Raw genomic sequence first — 19,402 nt, 5'->3', positions numbered from 1 at the left:
GAATAAAAATTGTGGGGAGCTGATTTTATATAAGAAATCTGTTTGAAAGTAATTAATGCTTTTATTTTTCAAGTCAAAGACCATGAAATAATGTCCTCTTTCTATGACAAATTGGCATATCCAAAACACGGAAACGATTATTGTAAATTCCGTTTCCGTAGTCTATAGTAGTAATCAAAGAAGAAAAAATGGGAGGGAAATTATGAAACGAATCGTCATGATCTTTTTCTTACTATCCTTACTTTTGATTGGTTGTTCCAACCAAGAAGAGGTTTACTCTGGAACTTTGGAAAGCGAAGAAATTCCAATTCTAGCAGAAGTGGGTGGACCAATCATCGATTTAGCTGTAGATGAAGGTTCACAGGTGAAGAAAGGAGATATTTTAGCCAAGGTGGATGATCGGATCTTACAAGCCCAATTAAAAGAAGCAAAAGCTGCTGCTGAAGCAGCAAAAGCCAATTTAGATGAAGCGAAAGCAGGAACAAGAAATCAAGAGATCAAAAAAACTTTATCTTCTCTAGAACAGATCAATGCTGAAATGAGCCAATTGTTCGTCCAAGCTAAGAAAGCTGATGAAAATATTTCATTGAAAAAAGCACAATATGATCAAATTGCGAGTTTACTCGCATCCGCCAGAAAAACGCTCGATTATCAAAAAGAAAAATTAAAAGAATTAGAAGACAGTGATGCTCCTGATTCGCAATTGAATGCCCAGCAAGAAGCCATTAATCAAGCTGAAGGACAAGTGAATTCCTTAACCGCTCAACTACGACAAATGGATGCCCAATATCAAATGGCAAAACGGGACAAAGAAGCGATTCAATCACAAATCGATGGGATCAATGCTAAGAAAAAAGCTCAAGAGGCACAGTTAGACCTGTTAAAAGAAGGTGCAACTCCTTTTACCATCTCTCGCCTTTATCATCAATGGCAACAAGCGTTAGCCCATGAAGAACAGATAAGGATACAGTTAGAGAAAACAACGATTACTTCTCCAATTGATGGAATTGTTCTCAGAAAAAATATTTCCATCCATGAAACAGTAAAACCCAACTATCAACTATTCACCCTGCTCAATCCGAAGAAGTTAAATGTAAAAGTATATATTCCCGAGAATAAGCTGAATCAAGTCAAGGTTGGTAATACAGCACTGCTTCGGGTCGATGCCTATCCTAACAAAACATTTAAAGGGAAAATTACTTTTATTTCCAATCGAGCAGAATATACTCCCCAAAATGTACAGACACCTGATGAGCGGACAAAATTAGTGTTTGCAGTTGTTGTTGAACCCATTGAAGGATGGAATGAATTGAAGCCAGGAATGCCAGTTGATCTCACTTTTGATAAGGGTGATCAACAATGAATATCGCTATTTCCTGTAAAGATCTAACAAAAAAATTCGGTTCATTAACAGCAGTCGATCACATTAGTATTGAAATTCCCAAAGGTTCAATATATGGTTTTTTGGGGCCAAACGGCTCAGGAAAATCAACAACAATCCGAATGTTATGCGGACTTATTACGCCCACTTCCGGAACTGGAACGATTCTAGGTTATGATATTGTAAAGGATGCAGAAAAAATCAAACAACGGATCGGCTATATGTCACAGAAGTTTAGTTTGTATGAAGAACTCACAGTGGACGAAAATCTAGATTTTTATGCAGGGATCTATGGACTGAAAGGAAATACAGCTAAAGAGCGAAAAAAAGAATTAATTGAAATGGCTGGTTTAACAGGAAGAGAAAAACAACGTGCAGGTACTCTTTCTGGAGGTTGGAAACAACGGTTGGCCTTAGCCTGTGCCTTGCTTCATCAACCTGAAGTCTTAATCCTAGATGAACCAACAGCAGGTGTTGATCCTGTTTCGAGAAGAATCTTTTGGAACGTGATCCGCGACTTAGCCAAACAAGGTATGACTGTTTTAGTGAGCACTCATTATATGGATGAAGCCGAAACATTTGATTTTGTCACCTTTATTTATAATGGGAAATTATTAGCCAAAGGGACACCAGAGGAATTAAAACAACAAGCTCTACAACAAAGTCTGGAAGATCTATTTGTTCTATACGTCAATGCTCAAAATGGGAAGGGGGAAACCAATAATGCAATTGACAAAACCTTCATTTAACTGGTTAAGATTTACTTCTATTATTAAAAAAGAGATCCTCCAAATACGTAGAGATCCCCCAAGTTTGGCGATTGCCATCATTATGCCGATTTTCATGCTTCTTTTATTTGGATATGCTGTAAACTCAGATATCGAACACTTGTCTACAGGTGTTTGGGATCAAGATAAGAGCGCGGAAAGTCGAGAATTTATTCAAAATCTAGTGAATACCAAGTCGTTTCAGGTTCTCTATTATGCAAATAGTTATGATCAAATCCAAGAATTAATCGACCAAGGAAAAATTAAAATTGGAATTATTATACCACCTGATTATAGCCATCTTCTGGATAAAGGAGAGAGCGCCTCAGTACAAATGCTTGTGGATGGAACAGAACCCAATGCTGCAAAAACAGCTCTCACTCATGCCGAATTAACGATTCAACATCAAGCATTGGATCGACAACAACAGCTTTTAGCAAAACAAGGTGTAGGTAGCTTTGAACCGTCAATCTCTATCGTACCAAGAATTCTCTATAACCCAAATATGAAAAGTTTAGTTTTTAATATTCCTGCATTGATTGGCTTAATCATGCAGAACGTAACGGCAATTCTTACGGCATTTGCTTTAGTTCGTGAAAAAGAAAGAGGAACAATGGAACAGTTGGTCGTCACTCCAGTTCGCCCAATCGAATTAATTCTTGGAAAATTGGTTCCCTATGTTGGAATTGGGCTCTTTTCTTTTAGTATTGTTCTCCTAACTGGGGTTTACTGGTTTGGCGTACCTGTAAAAGGAAGTATTCCATTACTCATGCTCTTAAGTTTATTATTTTTAATCACCACGTTAGCGATTGGGATCTTGATTTCAACAGTAGCCAAAACGCAGTTACAAGCCATGCAAATCTCGTTTGCTTTTATCTTACCTAGTGTGCTGTTATCTGGATTTATCTTTCCAAGAGAGACGATGCCAACCATCATTCAATGGTTTGGCGGATTGATTCCCCTCACCTATTTCTTAGAAATTCTTCGTGGTATCTTTTTAAAAGGAATAGGACTGGAATATCTTTGGCGGGAAACTTTGATTTTATCTGTTTTTGCACTTATCATTTGTACCATTGCAATCGTTAAATTTCATAAACGAATAGAATAAACAGGATGTGAAAATATTGGAATATCCAAAGGCAATCAAACAAACGGCGTGGAGATTATTTTCGGAAAATGGAATCAAAAACACTTCAATTGAAATGATTTGTAAGGAATTGCAAATCGCAAAAAAGACCTTCTATAAATACTTTGACAATAAAAAAGAATTAATTCGGTCGATCGTTCATGATAATTTTTCTGTCTTTCAAGACCTTTTTAATACTTCGATGATTGAACAGTTATCTCCTATTACTACCTTTTTACGTTTTATTCAACAATTACGTCGCATGACCCATGGGGAATATTCGTCTAATGAGCAAGACACGAAGTTCTTTTACCCGATGTATCCAAATATCATGATAGAATTGCCACTTCTTTATCCCCATATTTGGGAAGAAATTGATCAGTTTCGCCATTCTTTATTAGAGAGAATCGCTTATCTTTTAGAGAATGAGAAAGAGGATTTTATCAAGGAAACAATCCATGTGAAAGTAATCTCAAGAATTCTTTTTGCGATGATTGAGACGGTGATCCACCCACTATTTTTACAACAAAACAATATTTCTTTTGATCAAGCCTTTCATTCTGCAATGACCATTCTTTTCACAGGAATTATCAAAGAGGAAAAACAAACAGAGATCATGGGACGAATCTATACTTCAGGAGAAGCACAAGATTGACTTTTATGTAAACAATTATTAAGATAAAGTTTAATTAAATAGAAATCAGCAGTTTCAAGTGGATGAGCCAAACAAAGTATGGGTGGCTGATATGACTTATATTTGGACGAAAGAAGGCTGGCTGTATTTAGCTTCGATCATGGATTTGTTTTCTCGTAAAATCGTGGGCTGGTATCTTTCCGAGCGCATGACAAAGGAGTTAGTCATGAAAGCATTCAACCGGGCTATCCATCAGAGAAAGCCTCAACCTTGTCTGATTCACCATTCGGATCGAGGGAGCCAATATGCATCGAATGAATATCAAGCGATGTTGCGGCAATACGGCATACAGACCAGCATGAGTCGAAAAGGAAACTGTTATGATAACGCATGTGCGGAATCGTTTCACAGCATCATCAAAAAGAAACTGATTTTCCACGAGACCTTTACAACAAGGAAAGAGACCAAACATCGGATTTTTGAATATATTGAGTATTTTTATAACTCTCAGCGAATTCATTCCGCTAACGAGTACATGTCTCCGATGGCATATGAAAAGCTGCATCAACACGGCAAAAAACAATCCTTCTCTGAATGAAATCGCGATATGGCGGTTTCTTAATCCTCTTGATAAGGGGAAGGGTTTACCAACCGTTCTCCTTATCAAGAGGCCACCAAACGAAGTGCGGTTGTAGGGGTTAAAATGTTTCTCCATTTTATGTGTCTATTTTCTTGACATAATACCAACTCATATCCCGCTTCTTTTGAGAATGTTGAAATGAGCCATAAAAGATTTATACAATAAATTCCCCAATTTTAAGATTTATGTCTGAAAAAATTGCACAAAATTATTATATTGTTTATCGATTTCAGTAGCGTATTCCATACCACTAACTTTTCTAATTAGAGACTCTATATTCGTTTTGTATTCTTTATCCATTAAATCTAAGGAAAAAGTTATCCTTCCAAGAGATGCTATTTGACTTTTAGAATAATAGATATGGACACTATTTGTTATTGGATAATCGATTTTTTTAAAAATAGGTAATTCAAATGATATTTTTCTTCCCATATCTACATAATTATAAATCCTATTTCCTTTCATAGATGACAGAACAATTGAATAAGGATTTATGTCAGTTGCATAATAACAGAGTCTTGATGTACCAGAAAATCTCGAATTTATTTCTAATATATAAAACTCATCTCCTTTTATAACTATATCAATATTTAACCAGTGTACACTTTTTGTAATATTTGTTATTTTTTTAACAACACTAATAAGCTTTTCATTTAAATGTTTAGGGAGGATATATGGACACGATCTAACTTTTTTTAATGGGTGTTCAAACTTGTTCTTATCGGTCTTCCCTTTATAAACAGGAGGATACATAAAAAATATATCTCCTCTTGAATAAACATCTACACTTATTTCAATTCCTTCAATAAATATTTCAGCCAAAATAGGGTACTTCACAAAAGAAAGATCCTGATTTTGGTTGGTGTTTATCAAAAACATTCCTCTACCCGAAATACCCTCGATTTCTTTCAACACTATTGGTATATCCTGATATTCACGCATAATACATCTCAATTCTAATTCGTTATTACAAACTCTACCATCAGGAACTAGTATATTTTGTTGTTTAAGTACTTCTTTTGTTTTAGCTTTATTTATACACAATTTGGCCGTACTTACCTTATGACCCATAAATATGATGTCATGTGCATTACATAGTTCACCAATTTTAGCATCCCAGATTGCTCCATTATCGTAACCGGTAGTGGAAACACAAAAATTAATTTCCCCAAGTTCGATCATTTTTCTTATTTTATTTTCTATTTCTCCCAAGCTTTCCCCAGTGATTAATTTTGTCAAATTAAAATTATTTTCACCATCTAATATATCCGATTGATTAACTACAACCATTTCAAACTCATGTTCAATAAAAGCTTTCTGAATTAAATCGAGTCTATCGGTTGCAGTTACTAACCCACGCATTATAGACTCACTCCAATCTATATTTCTTTGACATGATATAAAAGTATAAAATTTGCAAGATAATTACAATAGATGCAAATGCCATAACACTCCTAACATTATAAATATCTGATAATAATGCATAAAAAAATGTACCTAATGAACCAAAAATAGTACACAATATTCTATATATAGCCCAGTAGTTAGCCAAATGATCCGATTTATTCTTATCGGTTAATGTGGTCAAATAATATCTTTGAACCACAGCATAAATCATATTAAATATGGAAGATAGAAAAAGTATAATTGCAATTAAAGAAACAGAGCGGAGGAAAATAAAACAGAGCGGAGGAAAATAACAGATAAATAGAGTGTTCCCATTAGAAATATCGACAAAAGCATAAATCTTATTGTATATATATATTTATTTGTCATATATTTGGTTAGTATAATTCCACCTATGAATAGCCCTAGCGACATAGAGCTTTCGAAAAAACCATACGTTACTTCATCCTTTTTTAAAACACTAAAAACAAAAACCACAATTAATGAATTATATCCTACAAGAGAAAAATAAAGTAATGGAAAATAAACCGTTAATAATCTTCTTTCGTAATTATCTTTTGACTTAATAATTCCTATGACGGTCAGTAACGCTGTTTTTTCCTTAGAATGAACTTCTATTCCATCGTTACCATATTTTTCTACAGGTTTAAGTGCAAGTATTAAGCAAGCACTAATAAGAAAAGATAACGCATCAACTATCAGAGTCAATTTAAAACCGTATAAATTATAAATAAATCCTGCAATAGAGAGCCCTATTGCTAACGAAATTGTAGTAACAACCTGATCTACGCTATTAATTCTTTTTCTGTCTGAGGCTAAACAATATGAGTTCAATAATACAACTCGTGCTGGCGAATAAAATATCTGTATTCCTTCCATTATAATTATTATAATCAATACCAAAATAAGGTTAGAATTAAAGAAGTAACATAATAAAAGAACTAGTAAAAATCTTATTAAGTCGCTATATAAAGCAATCTTTTTTTGTATAGTAACTGAAAAAGGTTTGTATACTATGAGACCCAAAAGATTTGTAATACCTTTTATTATAACAAAACTAGTTGTAGCAAGAGCAGATTGAGTTTGATAGTAGATAGTTGTTGAAATAGCTATTAGGTAAAACTGATCCCCAAAAGAGGAGATCAGTCTGCTAGCATAGAGTAGAAAAACATTTCTTTTCATTGGTATCAGTCTATACCTCGTCATATTCTATAAAAAAGTTTTGTTTAATCCATTCAATCCGCTCTCCTACTTCTTTTGAATTGTTTCCAGTTATTATAAAGGAAGCTATTGAATCAGAGCTAAATTTCGAATCGCTAAGGAAATCTCCTTTTTTGGCATTAATTCTAAATTCCTTTATCCATTCTTTATCAAATAAACTTGCATCCGCCACACTTCTTACAATACCTTTTTTAGAATGAAATACAATCCATCCAGAAATATCACCGGTAAATCTAATTTCAGGTAAATCCATGCCTACCTCAAGACAAATCGCTGCATCTATTAAACTAATTGAATATGATGCTTTAAAAGATGGAACCACCCCAGCCCCACCAATCCTAGCTGCAATTTCACAAAAATATATACTTCCATCTTTTTTTCTGAATACTTCTAAGTGTGTTACACCGTTATCTAATCCAAGGGTTTTTATTACTTTTTCGTTCAACTCTTTAATTGCAACAGAATTCGCACTATCATCCATAACTGATGCTAAATAGCATTCTTTTTGATAGCTCATTGTAGAATTTAAATATTTTGATACCGAACTAACTATAACCTCATTACCTTGTACAATAGAATCACAATGATACATATCTCCATCTATAAATTCTTCCATAATATAATCCTCAAAATGAAATCCTTCCCTTGATGTGACATCAATTATTTCGGAAATATTATTTAATTTGTACGTATTCTGCGATCCCATTCCTAATCTTGGTTTTAAGATAATAGAACCATAAACATTCAAAAAATTGACTATATCCTCTATACATGTTGGAATTTGAAATGCTGGTAAATTAATTCCCGATCCAACCAAAGCCTTTTTCATTATATATTTATCTCGGAATTTTAAAGTTTGTTCATAGGAAAGTCCTGAACAACCAAATAGATCTCGAAGTTTACCTGCAATACACATAGTTCGTTCTGACAACGATATCACATGATTAATTGGATTATGTTTATGGACTATGTTAGCAATTTCAAATAACATTTCATCATTATTTATATCCATAGCATATATTTCTGCTACATGATTTTTAGGAATATCATATATCTTTTCCTTTTTAGTAAAGAAAAAGACCTTATATTCGGCTGGATTGAGTATTGGTTGTCCCTCTCTTAGATAGTGTTTGTAATTTATACGATTTAACACTAATATATTTTTCATTTACTATCCCTCTCTCGAAGCATCTTCTTGTACTTTATAGAGTAAAGGATATAGATAATCAACAACAGGCTTTTTATTTATTTTAGAAAAATCAGCACATTTTTTCTTTTCAATGAACTGAAGTGATTGAAATTCACTTTGTTTAGAAGATTGTAGTATTTCGAATCTTCTTTGAAGTTCATCTTTTGTCAAGGAAATATTCACATAGAAAATAATAGCTACAAAATTATTATCTCCCCCGGTTTTTATATATTTGGGAATCACTTTGTGATAGTCGATTCCTTGCTCAATTCCAAGCTCCTCAGCTAGCTCACTTACAATATTACCCTCAAAATCTACAATTCTTCCTTTGATATCACTTTTATCAATTCCTCCACCTGGACACTGTAATCTTCCTGGTGTAGATGTGTGACTTCCCATTTCTCCAATGACTAAATAACCATCAACTGTTTCGACTAAAGCCGAAGTAAAGACTACCATACATTCCCGCGTTAATCTACCTGGGTTATTTATTGTATACATGTAATGAGCATAGTCAGTTAATGATAAATTAATATTTAATTCATTATGACTATTACTAATATCTAAAATAGTAAATACAGGCCCCCTAATAAGTGGACGTCCATCATTAGTAAGTTTTTTCCAGTATTCGTTAATTTCCCTTTTATCTCGTTCATTTAGTTCAATTGTTTCTCCATGATAAAATGCGGTTATTTTACTCTTAATATTTTGAATAATAACTTTAGACATTAATAAGTTCCCTCTTTCCTTTAATTGCTGCAATTATATTTTCCATTGCTATACTTGCGCTTTCTCTGATAAGAATATCGTCTGCCTCCAATGACTCTAATGGATAAGGAATAAATTCTCCATCTTCAGAATATCCCTCAGGGTCTATATAAATAATTTTTAATCCCTTTTTTCTGGCAGCAGCTCTTACTCTCCTTCTATCTGCGTGACTTCCTACTACTATTAATGATCTGGCATCAGGATGGAAATCTATCTCCGGTATAATATGAGTTTCTTCAAAACGCCTAATATATTTTTCCTTTAATCCGACTCTTGTCACCAAGCCATCAAAATTATTTGTGATGATAGGTCCAACAAGATAACCCATTTTATCCAAAATTTCCAATCCTTTATAAAATGGAGTTGGCTCCGAAATAAAGCATTTTAAGTACATTTCTACCATATTAATATATTTTTTCTCTGTATTGGATAATATTTCATAAAGTAACCGGTCTTCTTGACTTCCTAAAATAAAAGTGTGATCTTTTTTATTAGTTACATAGTACACTTGATGTAAGAAATGAAGTGGTGGAATTCCAGCCTCAATTGATGGGCCACATCCTATTTCAAACTGAGCAGGTAGATAATCTAGAATTTTTAGATACGGTATTTCTTCAAACTTTTCACTTCTGACATCTTTTTTACGAATTCCTGAGTCCAAAATAGCCCAAGGTCTTGATTCAAACTCTTGGTCAATAGTATATGCTTTATTATGTATTGTAGCTTCCAATATTCTGTAAGATTCAGGGAATGTTCTACCTGATTTTATATCTTGCTCTTTTTGATTGAATAATTCGATTTTTAATAATAAATCTCCCTTTTCATAAAATGATAACCTTGGAGAGCTACTTAATAAATTCCATCCTCCTATTCCTAAACCGACTGATATAGATTTCTTATAATCCTCTAACTCATCTTCAGGAAAACATAAATGTAGCCATAGGTAGGTGCCAACTAATGCAAGATGACTATTTCCATTATTGTCAGTTATCACATCATAATGATGTCGATAGTGCAGCATTCTTCTTCTAGCATCTAGATCGCTTTTCCACCCTGATTCTTCTTTATTTTCTTCACTTTGAGTTCTACGCCATAAACCCTCTTCAACTTTACGATCATATTCGTTTGTCGGATTATTATAATATTTTTCCCATCTCTCAATTAGTTTTGGCGATAAATTGGAATAAACAATAAAAGGAAATTTCATAAGCCCCCTCCTCAATCTCAAATAAAATAATAGCAAAATAATTTTAACATAATTAATATAAATTAGGAATAATTACCATCTGTAGATGAGCAATTTTCATTACAATAATTTCTAAGTAAAGAGAGACAAACAGGGTACCCCTTAGGCGACATGAAGCTGTTTTTTGACAACATCAATGGGAATCTCTTGCTTCTGCGCGTCGTAAATGAACTCCATCAGGCTATGTCCTTTCCGAGTTCGAAGAAGGTCCAGCCCGGCCGAGATGTCTTATTGGGATTCCGCTATGCTGTACACGCAAGCCGACAACACGGTCACCCAATACCGTTTGACCGCCCGAACGTGGAGAATGCGGCACCCATCGAGCTTCAGCTGGTCTTTCGCCTGCCAGAAAAAGCATTCGATCGACCAGCGTTGGGCATCATAGCGCAAGATGTCTTCGTCACTCATCTCCCAATCGGTGCTCAAGACGCAATAGAGATGTTCGGCCGTCATCGGATGATCAGTCTTCTAAGCCAGCAGCACCACCGCATCATCGAGGCCGCCCGGCGCTCCCTCATAGCGATGCGATACACGCGGTAACGCTCCCGACCCACCGTGACGAGGCGGGTGTCCTTCGGTTCGAGATAGCGGGCCAACTATTTCGCTTGGACGGCGATGCCTTTCGGGTAGAGAATCCGGTTCGACTTGAGCATCGCAATCACGTGGAATCCCTTTTTCAAGCAGGCTTCGATGAGCTCCTTGGACGGATACCAGGAATCCATGAGCACATACACCGGCAGTTCCGGCTTCACCTTGAACGAAGAAAGCATCTCGATCACCAGGTCGATTTTGCTGGTTTCTGCCGCCTTCTCATAAAGACGAAACGCGAATGGGAACACCTGCGTCAGGGTGTGCACCATCAACCAAACGAGCGAATGCCCCCAGACCGATTGATGATCTTTGTGCGAGTCATGCCCATCACACCCTTGAATGGCGTGCGCCGCCCGTGACGAAGGCTTCGTTTTTTGGCAAATCGTATCATCGATCGAAACAAAAAGGGGCTGATTCTCCCGTTTGGCGATTCGCTCGACACGATGAAGAATCCACTGCTGGAGTTTGTAAAGCAACGTCTCTTCATCCCAAAGGCTCTTCGTAAAAAAATGGCTGAGCGTCGTTCGATGGTTGGGATGGAAACTCCAGTGATGGAGGTCGGTCAGCGTTCCCGAGAATCCTTTGGTGGTCAAGACATCGACGATATGACCGAGATGCTTCAGGACCGGTTTCGAGAAAGAAAGCGCCAACCCCAACGTCAGGAAAAACTTGTGGATTCCTTGATGATGTGCTAATCTATTCATGAGACATGAACCTCCTTGTGAATGGTTGGTAGCACATCTATTCTAACCAAGGAGTTGGGTTCATGTCTCCTTTTTGTTTGTTGTAAATTTATGTTAGTGAATTTGCTCATCTACAGTTAATAATCAAAATTCAGCATTTACATTATAAAAACCTTCAACCAATTCCAAAAAACAGAAAAAACCCTTCATTCATCAAAAGAACGTAAAAACCATGTTTTTTTGCTGAAAACACGGATAGATTCAGTGGATTTTACCACAAATTATTCTTAAATTTTCCAAAGAAAATGCACAAATTGTGATTAATGTTAGTAGATGTGGATGTATAAATGTAAATTAGCACACTATTCCAGAACCACTCTTTCAAATTATTTTGGATGAAAATCGGAAATACCGCGCAAAATGTTTTCGAATTCCCTCGGATTTTGCAGACTTTTTCCGATCCTTTGCACATTATCCCAGACGAAAATCGAAAATCAGAAATCGGGTAGGAGGTTACTCATTATTTGAGTAACCGACCTCCCACACCACCGTGCGTACCGTTCGGTACACGGCGGTTCCTAAGTTTACGCAGTAACTTGTCGATAATAATCTGAAAAGTATAGGAATCCAAATCCTTTAAGTACATCATTTTTAAGGGACGTGGATAGTATATAGCTATTGGCTATTCTCCAGTAGCTTTTTCTTGTGTTTGCATATTCCCATGCTTTCTGCTCATGGATTCCAAGCGATTTTAGCATTTTAAATCTCGTTCTCACTCGTTTCCATTGTTTCTAGTAGATCATTCGGATACGTCTTCTCATCCATTCATCAGTTTTAGTCATCAATTTCTTCATATCAGCTATTTTAAAGTAGTTAACCCACCCCATAATGTACCGTCTAAGTTTTCCTGCTCTTAGTTCATTACTCATTCCGTTACTTCTGGAAGTCAGTTCTTTTATTTTACTTTTCATTTTAGCGACTGATTTTGGATGAATTTTGATTCTTGATCTACCCTTATGTTCATAGAATCCAAATCCAAGAAATTTCACTTTTCCTACGTAGTCAACCACCGTTTTCTCCCTATTTACTTTAAGAAACAGTTTCTTTTCAATAAAAGGCAAGATATTATTTAAGATACGCTCTGCGCTCCGTCTGCTTTTACTAAAAATGAGCATATCATCTGCGTAACGGATGAATCGATGACCTCTTTTTTCAAGTTCTTTATCCAATTCATTGAGCATGATGTTACTAAGAAGCGGACTCAGCGGTCCACCTTGCGGTACACCGATTTCCGTTTCCTTGAAGCTATGCTTGACTATTACTCCTGCTCTCAAGTATTTGTGGATAAGGGAGATAACTCTGCCATCTCTAATGGTTCTTGATAGTATTTCTATTAGCTTACTGTGATTCACTGTATCGAAATATTTCTCTAAGTCCATATCTACTACGTATTTATATCCTTCATCTATGTTGAACTGGCAGTGTCTGATGGCGTGGTGGGCACTTCGCCTTGGTCTATCCAAAGCTATTCACTGAAAATTGTTGTTCAAATATTGGGGTTAATACTTGTGCTATTGCCTGTTGAACGACCCGGTCTACTACCGTAGGTATTCCTAATTTCCTTTTCTTCCCATTTTCTTTGTCTATTTCTACTCTCCGAACGGGATTAGGACGGTATTTACCATCCAGAATAGATTGCTTGAGTTGGTCTTTGTTTTCTTTGAGATATTGTAGAAGTTCATCTACTCCCATCCCATCGACCCCATGAGTTCCTTTATTAGACTTCACTTTCTTGTATGCCTTGTTCATGTTGTTCCTGTCCAATATTTTCTTAAGTAATCCATCTTTCGACTTGTTTGCGTTGGTGATGTTGTTTTCAGTTATCCTCTCAGGATTGTGCACTCCTACATATCCTTCGTGTTCCGCACTATTCTTTTGTAAAGAGCCCTCCATATGGCTATTGCCTGTTGAAAGTTGGCTACACTTCGCTCCTGTTTTGGTAACATTCATTGACTATCACCTCCTAAGGTTCAACCCTTCCCCGATAACGTCAACTTTATCGAGTGTAGAGTCGAAGGAGGTCGGCTTACGCCTTCCTCCGTCCGCTCAATCAAACGGATCGTGCAGTTTTCCCGCAATCCGCTTTCCTTCATGTCACCCTTTGGGTGCAGTTCGTAGGTTCAAGTCTGGAATTATCGATAAAAGATTTACCAGTCGGTACTTGGAGTAGAGTATGGCTTCGGGTAGTTTCTTCCATCCCGTATTTCGCCAACGTTTAAACCGGTGGCTCCAAATCCGTCGAATAATCCAGCGTTGGAGTCGGTTAAACAACTTTCTTACGTGGGCTTTACGGTAGTAGTTGCCCCATCCTCGTATAACAGGATTGATGAAATCGATGATTTGGAAGACGGTGAGTGGGATACGTCTGCGCGTTCGTGCCCGAATCGTGTCCATGAACTGCTTGATCGACTTGTCCTTGGGATAAGCATAAATATTGATTTTTGGTTGTTTCTTCACCTTTTCCCGCGGTAGCGACAGTCCCTTTCCCCGTTTCAGCTTGTATCCCAAAAACTCGAATCCCCATTTGATGTGGGTGATCTTTGTTTTGTTCGGGTGAAGCGTCAATCCGAGCGACTCCAGAATGGTCTTTGCGTCCCGCAGCGCTCGTGCGGCTTCCGCCTGCGTTTTGCAGAGGACGACCCAATCGTCGGCAAATCGCGTCAGTCGGTATCCTCTATCAGTCATTTCATGGTCAAACCGATTCAGGTAGATATTACTGAACAGTGGACTAATGACGCTTCCTTGCGGTGTGCCGTTCGGCGTCGCGTATTTCTTCCCGCTTTCCATGTACCCGGCTTCGAGCATTTGTCTAACCAATTTGAGGATTCTCCCGTCACTGACTTGTTCAGCAATCATGTCGATAAGCGGTTCATGATGAACTGTACCGAAGAAGTCCCGCAGATCAGCGTCAACGACCCATTCACATCCATCCATCAGTTCGCGGTAAATCTTACGCATCGCTTGATGCATAGACCTTCCCGGTCGGTATCCGAAGCTGCATTCACTGAAAAGAGGTTCGAAAATGGGTTCCAACCGGTTTTTCAACGCTTGCTGGCATACCCGATCTCGTATCGCCGGGATGCCCAGTGGCCGCTTCTCATTTGGTTTCCCTTTCTTGGGAATAAGAATCCGCCTAACTGGCATCGGCCGATACGTCCCCCGTTTCAGTTCTTCGTGCAGCCGCTCCAGTTCCTGTTCGGCTGTCTTTTGGAATGCCGGAATAGTGACCTTATCGATCCCACCGCTTCCTCCGTTTGCTCTCACCGATTCCCATGCCATTTCCAAGTTCGTTCTGTGATACACTTTGTCGATTAACGAATGAACCTTTCGTCCTGTGCCTTCTGCTTTCATGCGTTCCGTGTCCTCCGCCTGCAAGTTTTGGGTCTTTCACATAGGGAACTATCCGTTCCTTGCCGCCTACTCGCGAAACTCACTCCAGTTCTGGTCTCCATAAAGCGAGCCGCCTTCCCCTTCTGCATCACCTTTTGAGTGAGCAGAAGCCAACCGCACCAGGGCGGTTGATCCGGACGTTTCTGTTGTTCGTCCGTTCCAAAGTATTACGCGGCTCTCCGACTTCTCGCCATGCGTCCGGTATGCACTTCGGGGTTTCCTTATAACATCCGTTACTGAAACTGCCGCGCGTTCTTTGAAGCGGCGGGCGCGGCACGACCGCTTCGACTTTATTTACCCACTCGTCCTGCAAGTGCATTGGTTTCAGACATGACGAGATCTCCGTGGGTCACATCGTCATCTTCCGTACCATGCCGTCCGCACACACCTTGGTGCGATGGGTGGACTAGAACGCCTTCGTCTCCATAGTGCAGACTCGACCTTGCCCCATCTTTGGCCGACCGGTTCGCAATTCGGGCAGCCCCGTTTCACTACGGCCTGGTACTTCTCCTCAAGCCCTTCAGACTCTGCCTCGCGACAGACGCCCTGCCCTCCGGCAACAAAATTGCCGGCCCCCGAGGCATTACCCCCGGGTTTTGGATATGAGCCCCCTAGTCCGAGGCTCAGTGGGACTTTAACCCACCTGATGATCGTGCTGCCACGCACGCACTATGGTATCTGCTGACTTCTCATGACAAATCTTGTTTCAACCGTGATTCGAAACTCATCTCTTCACGTCCATGAGACCTCCCCGGGTAAGAACGCAGTCTTTCCTTCCATATATCTGCCACATTTACACCGTAGGCTTCCGGATAGTTTAGGGCTTCAGTTTGTTTTTCAACCTTACCCAGCCTACATATGCCTGATGTGATTTCTGTTCGTCAGACCAGAAGTTTGCCTTCGGCTTCCTTCAGATTCCACCTCACGGTGGACACCCTTGCCTTTGACTATGTGCTTGGCACTATCAACCCGCACTCAGGACTTTCACCTGTTAGACTGCGCCCATGCCGGGCGCACAAAAAATCCCCTGAGTACGTAATCCTCAGGGGTAAAATAGTTGTTATTTATCATTCATATCCTTCCATATCAATACGCCATTATCCAAAAAAATTTTATTTGGTTTATTTTGTTTTGATACTTCTAATAAAGTATTTTCGCTTAAAACATTACCGGACGGATTGTTTTCAATAGATAGAATTTTTAAAGTACAAGCAAAGTATTCATCGTAGTCCTCATCTTCTAACTCCAGCCCATTGTCTGTTTCATAAATGGTGTCTAATAAACCTTTAATTCGCAATCCATTTTTCCACTCTATTATCAGTTTGGTTCCATTGGGATAATGATTTAACACCTTAATAAACTCATCCATTTTTCTTTCTCCCCATTCTATGGTCTTGCAGGAACAATATGTGCACCGTTCTTCGAATAATGGATAATACCTTTCGTAGTTTCATAAGCCTTTCCGGTATTCGGGTCTACCCATTTACCTATAACTTGCTTAAAATCTACTCTTTCTTTATTACTACCTATCCATTGTCCTTTTCCTGCATATTTGTCCAAAAGTTTTTGAGCATCACCAGTAAAGATACTTTTTCCCTTTTGATAATTTGGATGACCTGGTATGTGCTTTCCTTGCTTTCCAAGATGAACTTTGGCTTCAAAACCATTTACTATTTTAAACTTACCCGTACCCTTAGAAGCAAAGAACTGTAAGTCTAATTTTAATAGACCCACATTACCCTTTCTACTAATCCCTAACTTTGGTGTCTTGGCAAATTTAAATCCAAATTTTATTCCTTTTAAGAGTGCTTTTCCTCCACCGCCGGTAAAAATCCCTACTCCTGCCATCAGCCGATCGGTGACGGATAGCTTTCGCCCTGTCACTAAGTCCCGGCCTATAATCGCCTCTATTCCACTTTTAATATTGCCGACCACAGGGATGAAGTCAAGGGCCATGGAGCCAACTTGTCGTTTGAAAGCTGACGATGGCAGTCGGAACTTTTTCCATTTCGGTAACTTCGGTGTGGATAAGAAGCTTGAAACATCAAATCCATACCCCGATATCTTTGTTTGATGGAATATATAACGGTTTAGCACCGAAACATTCGTTTCAACATCGTATAATGGCCGGATACCTGCCAGTGAACGGAAATGACTGCTTCTCATTTCAAGAATTTCTTCAAACGTTGGCGGCGGAGGTGGTGGCGGTGTAACTGGGTCAGAACCTGCTCCCGTATCTCCTCCTGAGCTTCCTCCGGATCCCCCTGATTCTCCGCTTCCTCCAGAGCTGTCATCTCCATCATCTTTTGGTGGGAACCAACATCTAGGCGCGTCATCCATCACAATGCATCGACCGGTTGGGTCGGTGAACGTGGTTGGATTGTTATGGGCGTAGCTGAATCGGTTTAAGCTTTGCGGGTGATCTATCCAACCTGTAAATGTATCCTTTGATACAAAGCGCCCTTCATTCGGACTGTACCATCTTGCCGCAAAATCAATGAGTCCTGCTTTTGCGTCAAATGTTTATATCCTATTTCTCGCCACGATCCATGTAGGTACAACCATTAAGAGCTCTGAATTAAAATGTTGGTAAAAACGATATATAAATTCTCTCGTAAACACACTTTATTATTTGATATAGCTGTTAGATTGAAAATAGAAAAACCTTGAAAGGCATATAGCCAATCAAGGTTATTAACACTTTTTAATTGCTATATTTGTTTATCCAATCTATAATGTCTTCTTCTACATGTAGATATTCATCTGGACTATCTTTTAAATCAACTCCGCAAGCAAGTATCAAAAGTTCCCAAACAGTTTCATCTGATATATTTGGATCATCCTGCATGACATATTCAGAAGCCCAATCTGCTACTTCTTCTCGTGTCAGCTGTCCTGATAAAATCATTTTTAATTTATCAATGATTTCTTCTCTTGTTGGCTGTCTCATTTTTTCACCTCTTTCCAATATAATTCCTGTTTTTATCAAAAAGATAGTGAATCTTGACACCACCAGTAAATTTGGTATCTGGTCTAACTTGTCTAATTCTGCCATTATCGTCTACAGTTTCATGCCATGTTCTCTTTTGATCAGTAACAGGATTCCATTCCCGAACTACTCTTCGGCCTGCCATTTCACCTAGTTTTTTAGCTGGTTTTACCTCACCGTAATATCTAATTCTTCCATCTGGAAGTTCTCTCATTCCGTCTTTTCCATACTTCTCCCATTGCTTATAATGGGTTTTTAATTTAGCATATTGTACTGCATTATGTGCAACATCACTCGTACCCTTTCTACTAATCCCTAACTTTGGTGTCTTGGCAAATTTAAATCCAAATTTTATTCCTTTTAAGAGTGCTTTTCCCCCACCGCCGGTAAAAACCCCTACTCCCGCCATCAGCCGATCGGTTACCGATAGCTTCCGTCCTGTTACTAAATCTCGACCGCTGATGGCCTCTATTCCACCTTTAATATTGCCGACAACAGGGATGAAGTCAAGGGCCATAGATCCTGCTTGACGTTTAAAGGATGATGATGGTAATCGGAACTTCTTCCATTTCGGCAGTTTCTTCAAAGAGTAGCCTGCTTTAAAGTCAAATCCATACCCCGATGTCTTTGTTTGATGGAATATATAACGGTTTTGTACCGAAACATTGGACTCATAACCATATAATGGCCGGATACCTGCGAGTGAACGGAAATGACTGCTTCTCATTTCAAGAATTTCTTCAAACGTTGGCGGTGGAGGTGGTGGCAGTGTAACTGGGTCTACCTAATCCCGTATCTCCTCCTGAGCTTCAGGGTTTTTGGCGATAAAAACGGTAGTAACTGATAATTTTTCAGTGGGTTATATTTGATGAAAATTATAAAATAGGATATCTTTTTTATACACATTTTGTGCGTACAAGATAATTCAAAAAATTATCATATAGAAGTTGCATGGATTACATGTATACATTGTATCACTAGGAGTTTATTCGATACTCCATATCTCACAAAGACAGCCTTAGAAGAGTAATTACTCCTCTAAGGCTTTACAACTGTGGCTATTATTCATTAATTATATATTTTTCCCAGTTAATATTTCGTATCTCTTCAATAGTTGGATTAGTAACTTGATTTTCACTTAATTCCATTCTTGCATTTGATGTTGTAATATTTTCAGGATTATCCCATTCTGTTTCACATTCACTACACATAACATAAAGTTCTTGTGTTGCAACGTCCTTTACAATTTCAACCCATCCTTGGGAGCAAATCGGACACCATACAACCTTGAAATCATAGTTATTACTCAT

Annotated in this window: 17 protein-coding genes and 3 pseudogenes; 5 read left to right on the top strand and 15 right to left on the bottom strand. The window is 38.2% G+C overall.

Going from position 1 to position 19,402, the window contains the following annotated elements; translation table 11 throughout:
* The first annotated feature begins 202 nt into the window (after nt 1–202).
* From ACMW72_RS08405 to ACMW72_RS08385, 5 genes and pseudogenes are all read left to right on the top strand, one after another.
* A complete protein-coding gene (locus ACMW72_RS08405) occupies nt 203–1,363 on the top strand; it encodes an HlyD family secretion protein (protein ID WP_418368383.1) in 1,161 nt (386 codons plus the stop codon).
* Nucleotides 1,360–2,130, top strand: a complete 771-nt coding sequence (locus ACMW72_RS08400; RefSeq protein WP_418368382.1) for an ABC transporter ATP-binding protein — start codon at nt 1,360–1,362, stop codon at nt 2,128–2,130. Before ACMW72_RS08405 ends, ACMW72_RS08400 begins: the two co-directional genes overlap by 4 nt.
* Nucleotides 2,105–3,256: an ABC transporter permease gene (locus tag ACMW72_RS08395; RefSeq protein ID WP_418368381.1), complete on the top strand. Its 1,152-nt coding sequence runs from the start codon at nt 2,105–2,107 to the stop codon at nt 3,254–3,256. Before ACMW72_RS08400 ends, ACMW72_RS08395 begins: the two co-directional genes overlap by 26 nt.
* Nucleotides 3,257–3,272: 16 nt before the next feature.
* Entirely contained in the window at nt 3,273–3,929 is a 657-nt protein-coding gene (locus tag ACMW72_RS08390) for a TetR/AcrR family transcriptional regulator (protein ID WP_418368380.1), read from the top strand.
* A 43-nt stretch (nt 3,930–3,972) separates the two neighbouring features.
* Nucleotides 3,973–4,506 (top strand): annotated as a pseudogene (locus tag ACMW72_RS08385) (IS3 family transposase); the annotation flags it as partial.
* A gap of 225 nt (nt 4,507–4,731) precedes the next feature.
* Here ACMW72_RS08385 and ACMW72_RS08380 read toward each other — a convergent pair.
* The 15 genes and pseudogenes from ACMW72_RS08380 to ACMW72_RS08310 all read right to left on the bottom strand — a co-directional run bounded on the left by ACMW72_RS08380 (nt 4,732) and on the right by ACMW72_RS08310 (nt 19,402).
* Nucleotides 4,732–5,910, bottom strand: a complete 1,179-nt coding sequence (locus ACMW72_RS08380) for an ATP-grasp domain-containing protein (RefSeq protein ID WP_418368379.1) — start codon at nt 5,908–5,910, stop codon at nt 4,732–4,734.
* Between the two features lie 291 nt (nt 5,911–6,201).
* Entirely contained in the window at nt 6,202–7,137 is a 936-nt protein-coding gene (locus ACMW72_RS08375) for an MFS transporter (RefSeq protein ID WP_418368378.1), read from the bottom strand.
* A 10-nt stretch (nt 7,138–7,147) separates the two neighbouring features.
* Nucleotides 7,148–8,344 carry an ATP-grasp domain-containing protein gene (locus ACMW72_RS08370; RefSeq protein ID WP_418368377.1) on the bottom strand — a complete coding sequence of 399 codons (1,197 nt, stop codon included), beginning with the start codon at nt 8,342–8,344 and terminating at the stop codon, nt 7,148–7,150.
* A 3-nt stretch (nt 8,345–8,347) separates the two neighbouring features.
* Nucleotides 8,348–9,094 (bottom strand): hypothetical protein, encoded by a 747-nt coding sequence (locus ACMW72_RS08365; protein WP_418368376.1) that lies wholly within the window; start codon nt 9,092–9,094, stop codon nt 8,348–8,350.
* Nucleotides 9,087–10,340 carry a hypothetical protein gene (locus ACMW72_RS08360; protein WP_418368375.1) on the bottom strand — a complete coding sequence of 418 codons (1,254 nt, stop codon included), beginning with the start codon at nt 10,338–10,340 and terminating at the stop codon, nt 9,087–9,089. The genes ACMW72_RS08365 and ACMW72_RS08360 overlap by 8 nt, the downstream gene beginning before the upstream one ends.
* A 141-nt stretch (nt 10,341–10,481) precedes the next feature.
* Nucleotides 10,482–11,674, bottom strand: a pseudogene (locus ACMW72_RS08355) (IS701 family transposase).
* A gap of 770 nt (nt 11,675–12,444) precedes the next feature.
* On the bottom strand, nt 12,445–13,176 hold the full coding sequence (locus ACMW72_RS08350) for a reverse transcriptase domain-containing protein (protein ID WP_418368374.1): 732 nt from the start codon (nt 13,174–13,176) through the stop codon (nt 12,445–12,447).
* Nucleotides 13,169–13,663: a hypothetical protein gene (locus tag ACMW72_RS08345; RefSeq protein WP_418368373.1), complete on the bottom strand. Its 495-nt coding sequence runs from the start codon at nt 13,661–13,663 to the stop codon at nt 13,169–13,171. Before ACMW72_RS08345 ends, ACMW72_RS08350 begins: the two co-directional genes overlap by 8 nt.
* A 144-nt stretch (nt 13,664–13,807) precedes the next feature.
* Nucleotides 13,808–15,064 (bottom strand): group II intron reverse transcriptase/maturase, encoded by a 1,257-nt coding sequence (gene ltrA, locus ACMW72_RS08340; RefSeq protein WP_418368372.1) that lies wholly within the window; start codon nt 15,062–15,064, stop codon nt 13,808–13,810.
* A gap of 1,099 nt (nt 15,065–16,163) precedes the next feature.
* Nucleotides 16,164–16,472, bottom strand: coding sequence for a hypothetical protein (locus ACMW72_RS08335; RefSeq protein WP_418368371.1), 309 nt, complete (start codon nt 16,470–16,472; stop codon nt 16,164–16,166).
* Between the two features lie 17 nt (nt 16,473–16,489).
* Nucleotides 16,490–17,443, bottom strand: a complete 954-nt coding sequence (locus ACMW72_RS08330; RefSeq protein WP_418368461.1) for a polymorphic toxin type 50 domain-containing protein — start codon at nt 17,441–17,443, stop codon at nt 16,490–16,492.
* A 24-nt stretch (nt 17,444–17,467) separates the two neighbouring features.
* Nucleotides 17,468–17,611 (bottom strand): annotated as a pseudogene (locus ACMW72_RS08325) (RHS repeat-associated core domain-containing protein); the annotation flags it as partial.
* A gap of 196 nt (nt 17,612–17,807) precedes the next feature.
* Nucleotides 17,808–18,053: a DNA-binding protein gene (locus ACMW72_RS08320; protein ID WP_418368370.1), complete on the bottom strand. Its 246-nt coding sequence runs from the start codon at nt 18,051–18,053 to the stop codon at nt 17,808–17,810.
* A 4-nt stretch (nt 18,054–18,057) separates the two neighbouring features.
* A complete protein-coding gene (locus tag ACMW72_RS08315; RefSeq protein WP_418368369.1) occupies nt 18,058–18,819 on the bottom strand; it encodes a pre-toxin TG domain-containing protein in 762 nt (253 codons plus the stop codon).
* 334 nt (nt 18,820–19,153) lie between these two features.
* Nucleotides 19,154–19,402: a hypothetical protein gene (locus ACMW72_RS08310; protein ID WP_418368368.1), complete on the bottom strand. Its 249-nt coding sequence runs from the start codon at nt 19,400–19,402 to the stop codon at nt 19,154–19,156.

Source organism: Tepidibacillus sp. LV47, assembly GCF_048381575.1.
GTDB lineage: Bacteria > Bacillota > Bacilli > Tepidibacillales > Tepidibacillaceae > Tepidibacillus.
This window is presented reverse-complemented; position numbering and strand designations above follow the sequence as displayed.

Coding starts and splice junctions, on each gene's coding strand:
- ACMW72_RS08405 (WP_418368383.1), top strand. CDS start 203: ATGAAACGAATCGTCATGATCTTTTTCTTACTATCCTTACTTTTGATT.
- ACMW72_RS08400 (WP_418368382.1), top strand. CDS start 1,360: ATGAATATCGCTATTTCCTGTAAAGATCTAACAAAAAAATTCGGTTCA.
- ACMW72_RS08395 (WP_418368381.1), top strand. CDS start 2,105: ATGCAATTGACAAAACCTTCATTTAACTGGTTAAGATTTACTTCTATT.
- ACMW72_RS08380 (WP_418368379.1), bottom strand. CDS start 5,910: ATGCGTGGGTTAGTAACTGCAACCGATAGACTCGATTTAATTCAGAAA.
- ACMW72_RS08375 (WP_418368378.1), bottom strand. CDS start 7,137: ATGAAAAGAAATGTTTTTCTACTCTATGCTAGCAGACTGATCTCCTCT.
- ACMW72_RS08370 (WP_418368377.1), bottom strand. CDS start 8,344: ATGAAAAATATATTAGTGTTAAATCGTATAAATTACAAACACTATCTA.
- ACMW72_RS08365 (WP_418368376.1), bottom strand. CDS start 9,094: ATGTCTAAAGTTATTATTCAAAATATTAAGAGTAAAATAACCGCATTT.
- ACMW72_RS08360 (WP_418368375.1), bottom strand. CDS start 10,340: ATGAAATTTCCTTTTATTGTTTATTCCAATTTATCGCCAAAACTAATT.
- ACMW72_RS08345 (WP_418368373.1), bottom strand. CDS start 13,663: ATGAATGTTACCAAAACAGGAGCGAAGTGTAGCCAACTTTCAACAGGC.
- ltrA (WP_418368372.1), bottom strand. CDS start 15,064: ATGAAAGCAGAAGGCACAGGACGAAAGGTTCATTCGTTAATCGACAAA.
- ACMW72_RS08335 (WP_418368371.1), bottom strand. CDS start 16,472: ATGGATGAGTTTATTAAGGTGTTAAATCATTATCCCAATGGAACCAAA.
- ACMW72_RS08330 (WP_418368461.1), bottom strand. CDS start 17,443: ATGGATGACGCGCCTAGATGTTGGTTCCCACCAAAAGATGATGGAGAT.
- ACMW72_RS08320 (WP_418368370.1), bottom strand. CDS start 18,053: ATGAGACAGCCAACAAGAGAAGAAATCATTGATAAATTAAAAATGATT.
- ACMW72_RS08315 (WP_418368369.1), bottom strand. CDS start 18,819: ATGAGAAGCAGTCATTTCCGTTCACTCGCAGGTATCCGGCCATTATAT.
- ACMW72_RS08310 (WP_418368368.1), bottom strand. CDS start 19,402: ATGAGTAATAACTATGATTTCAAGGTTGTATGGTGTCCGATTTGCTCC.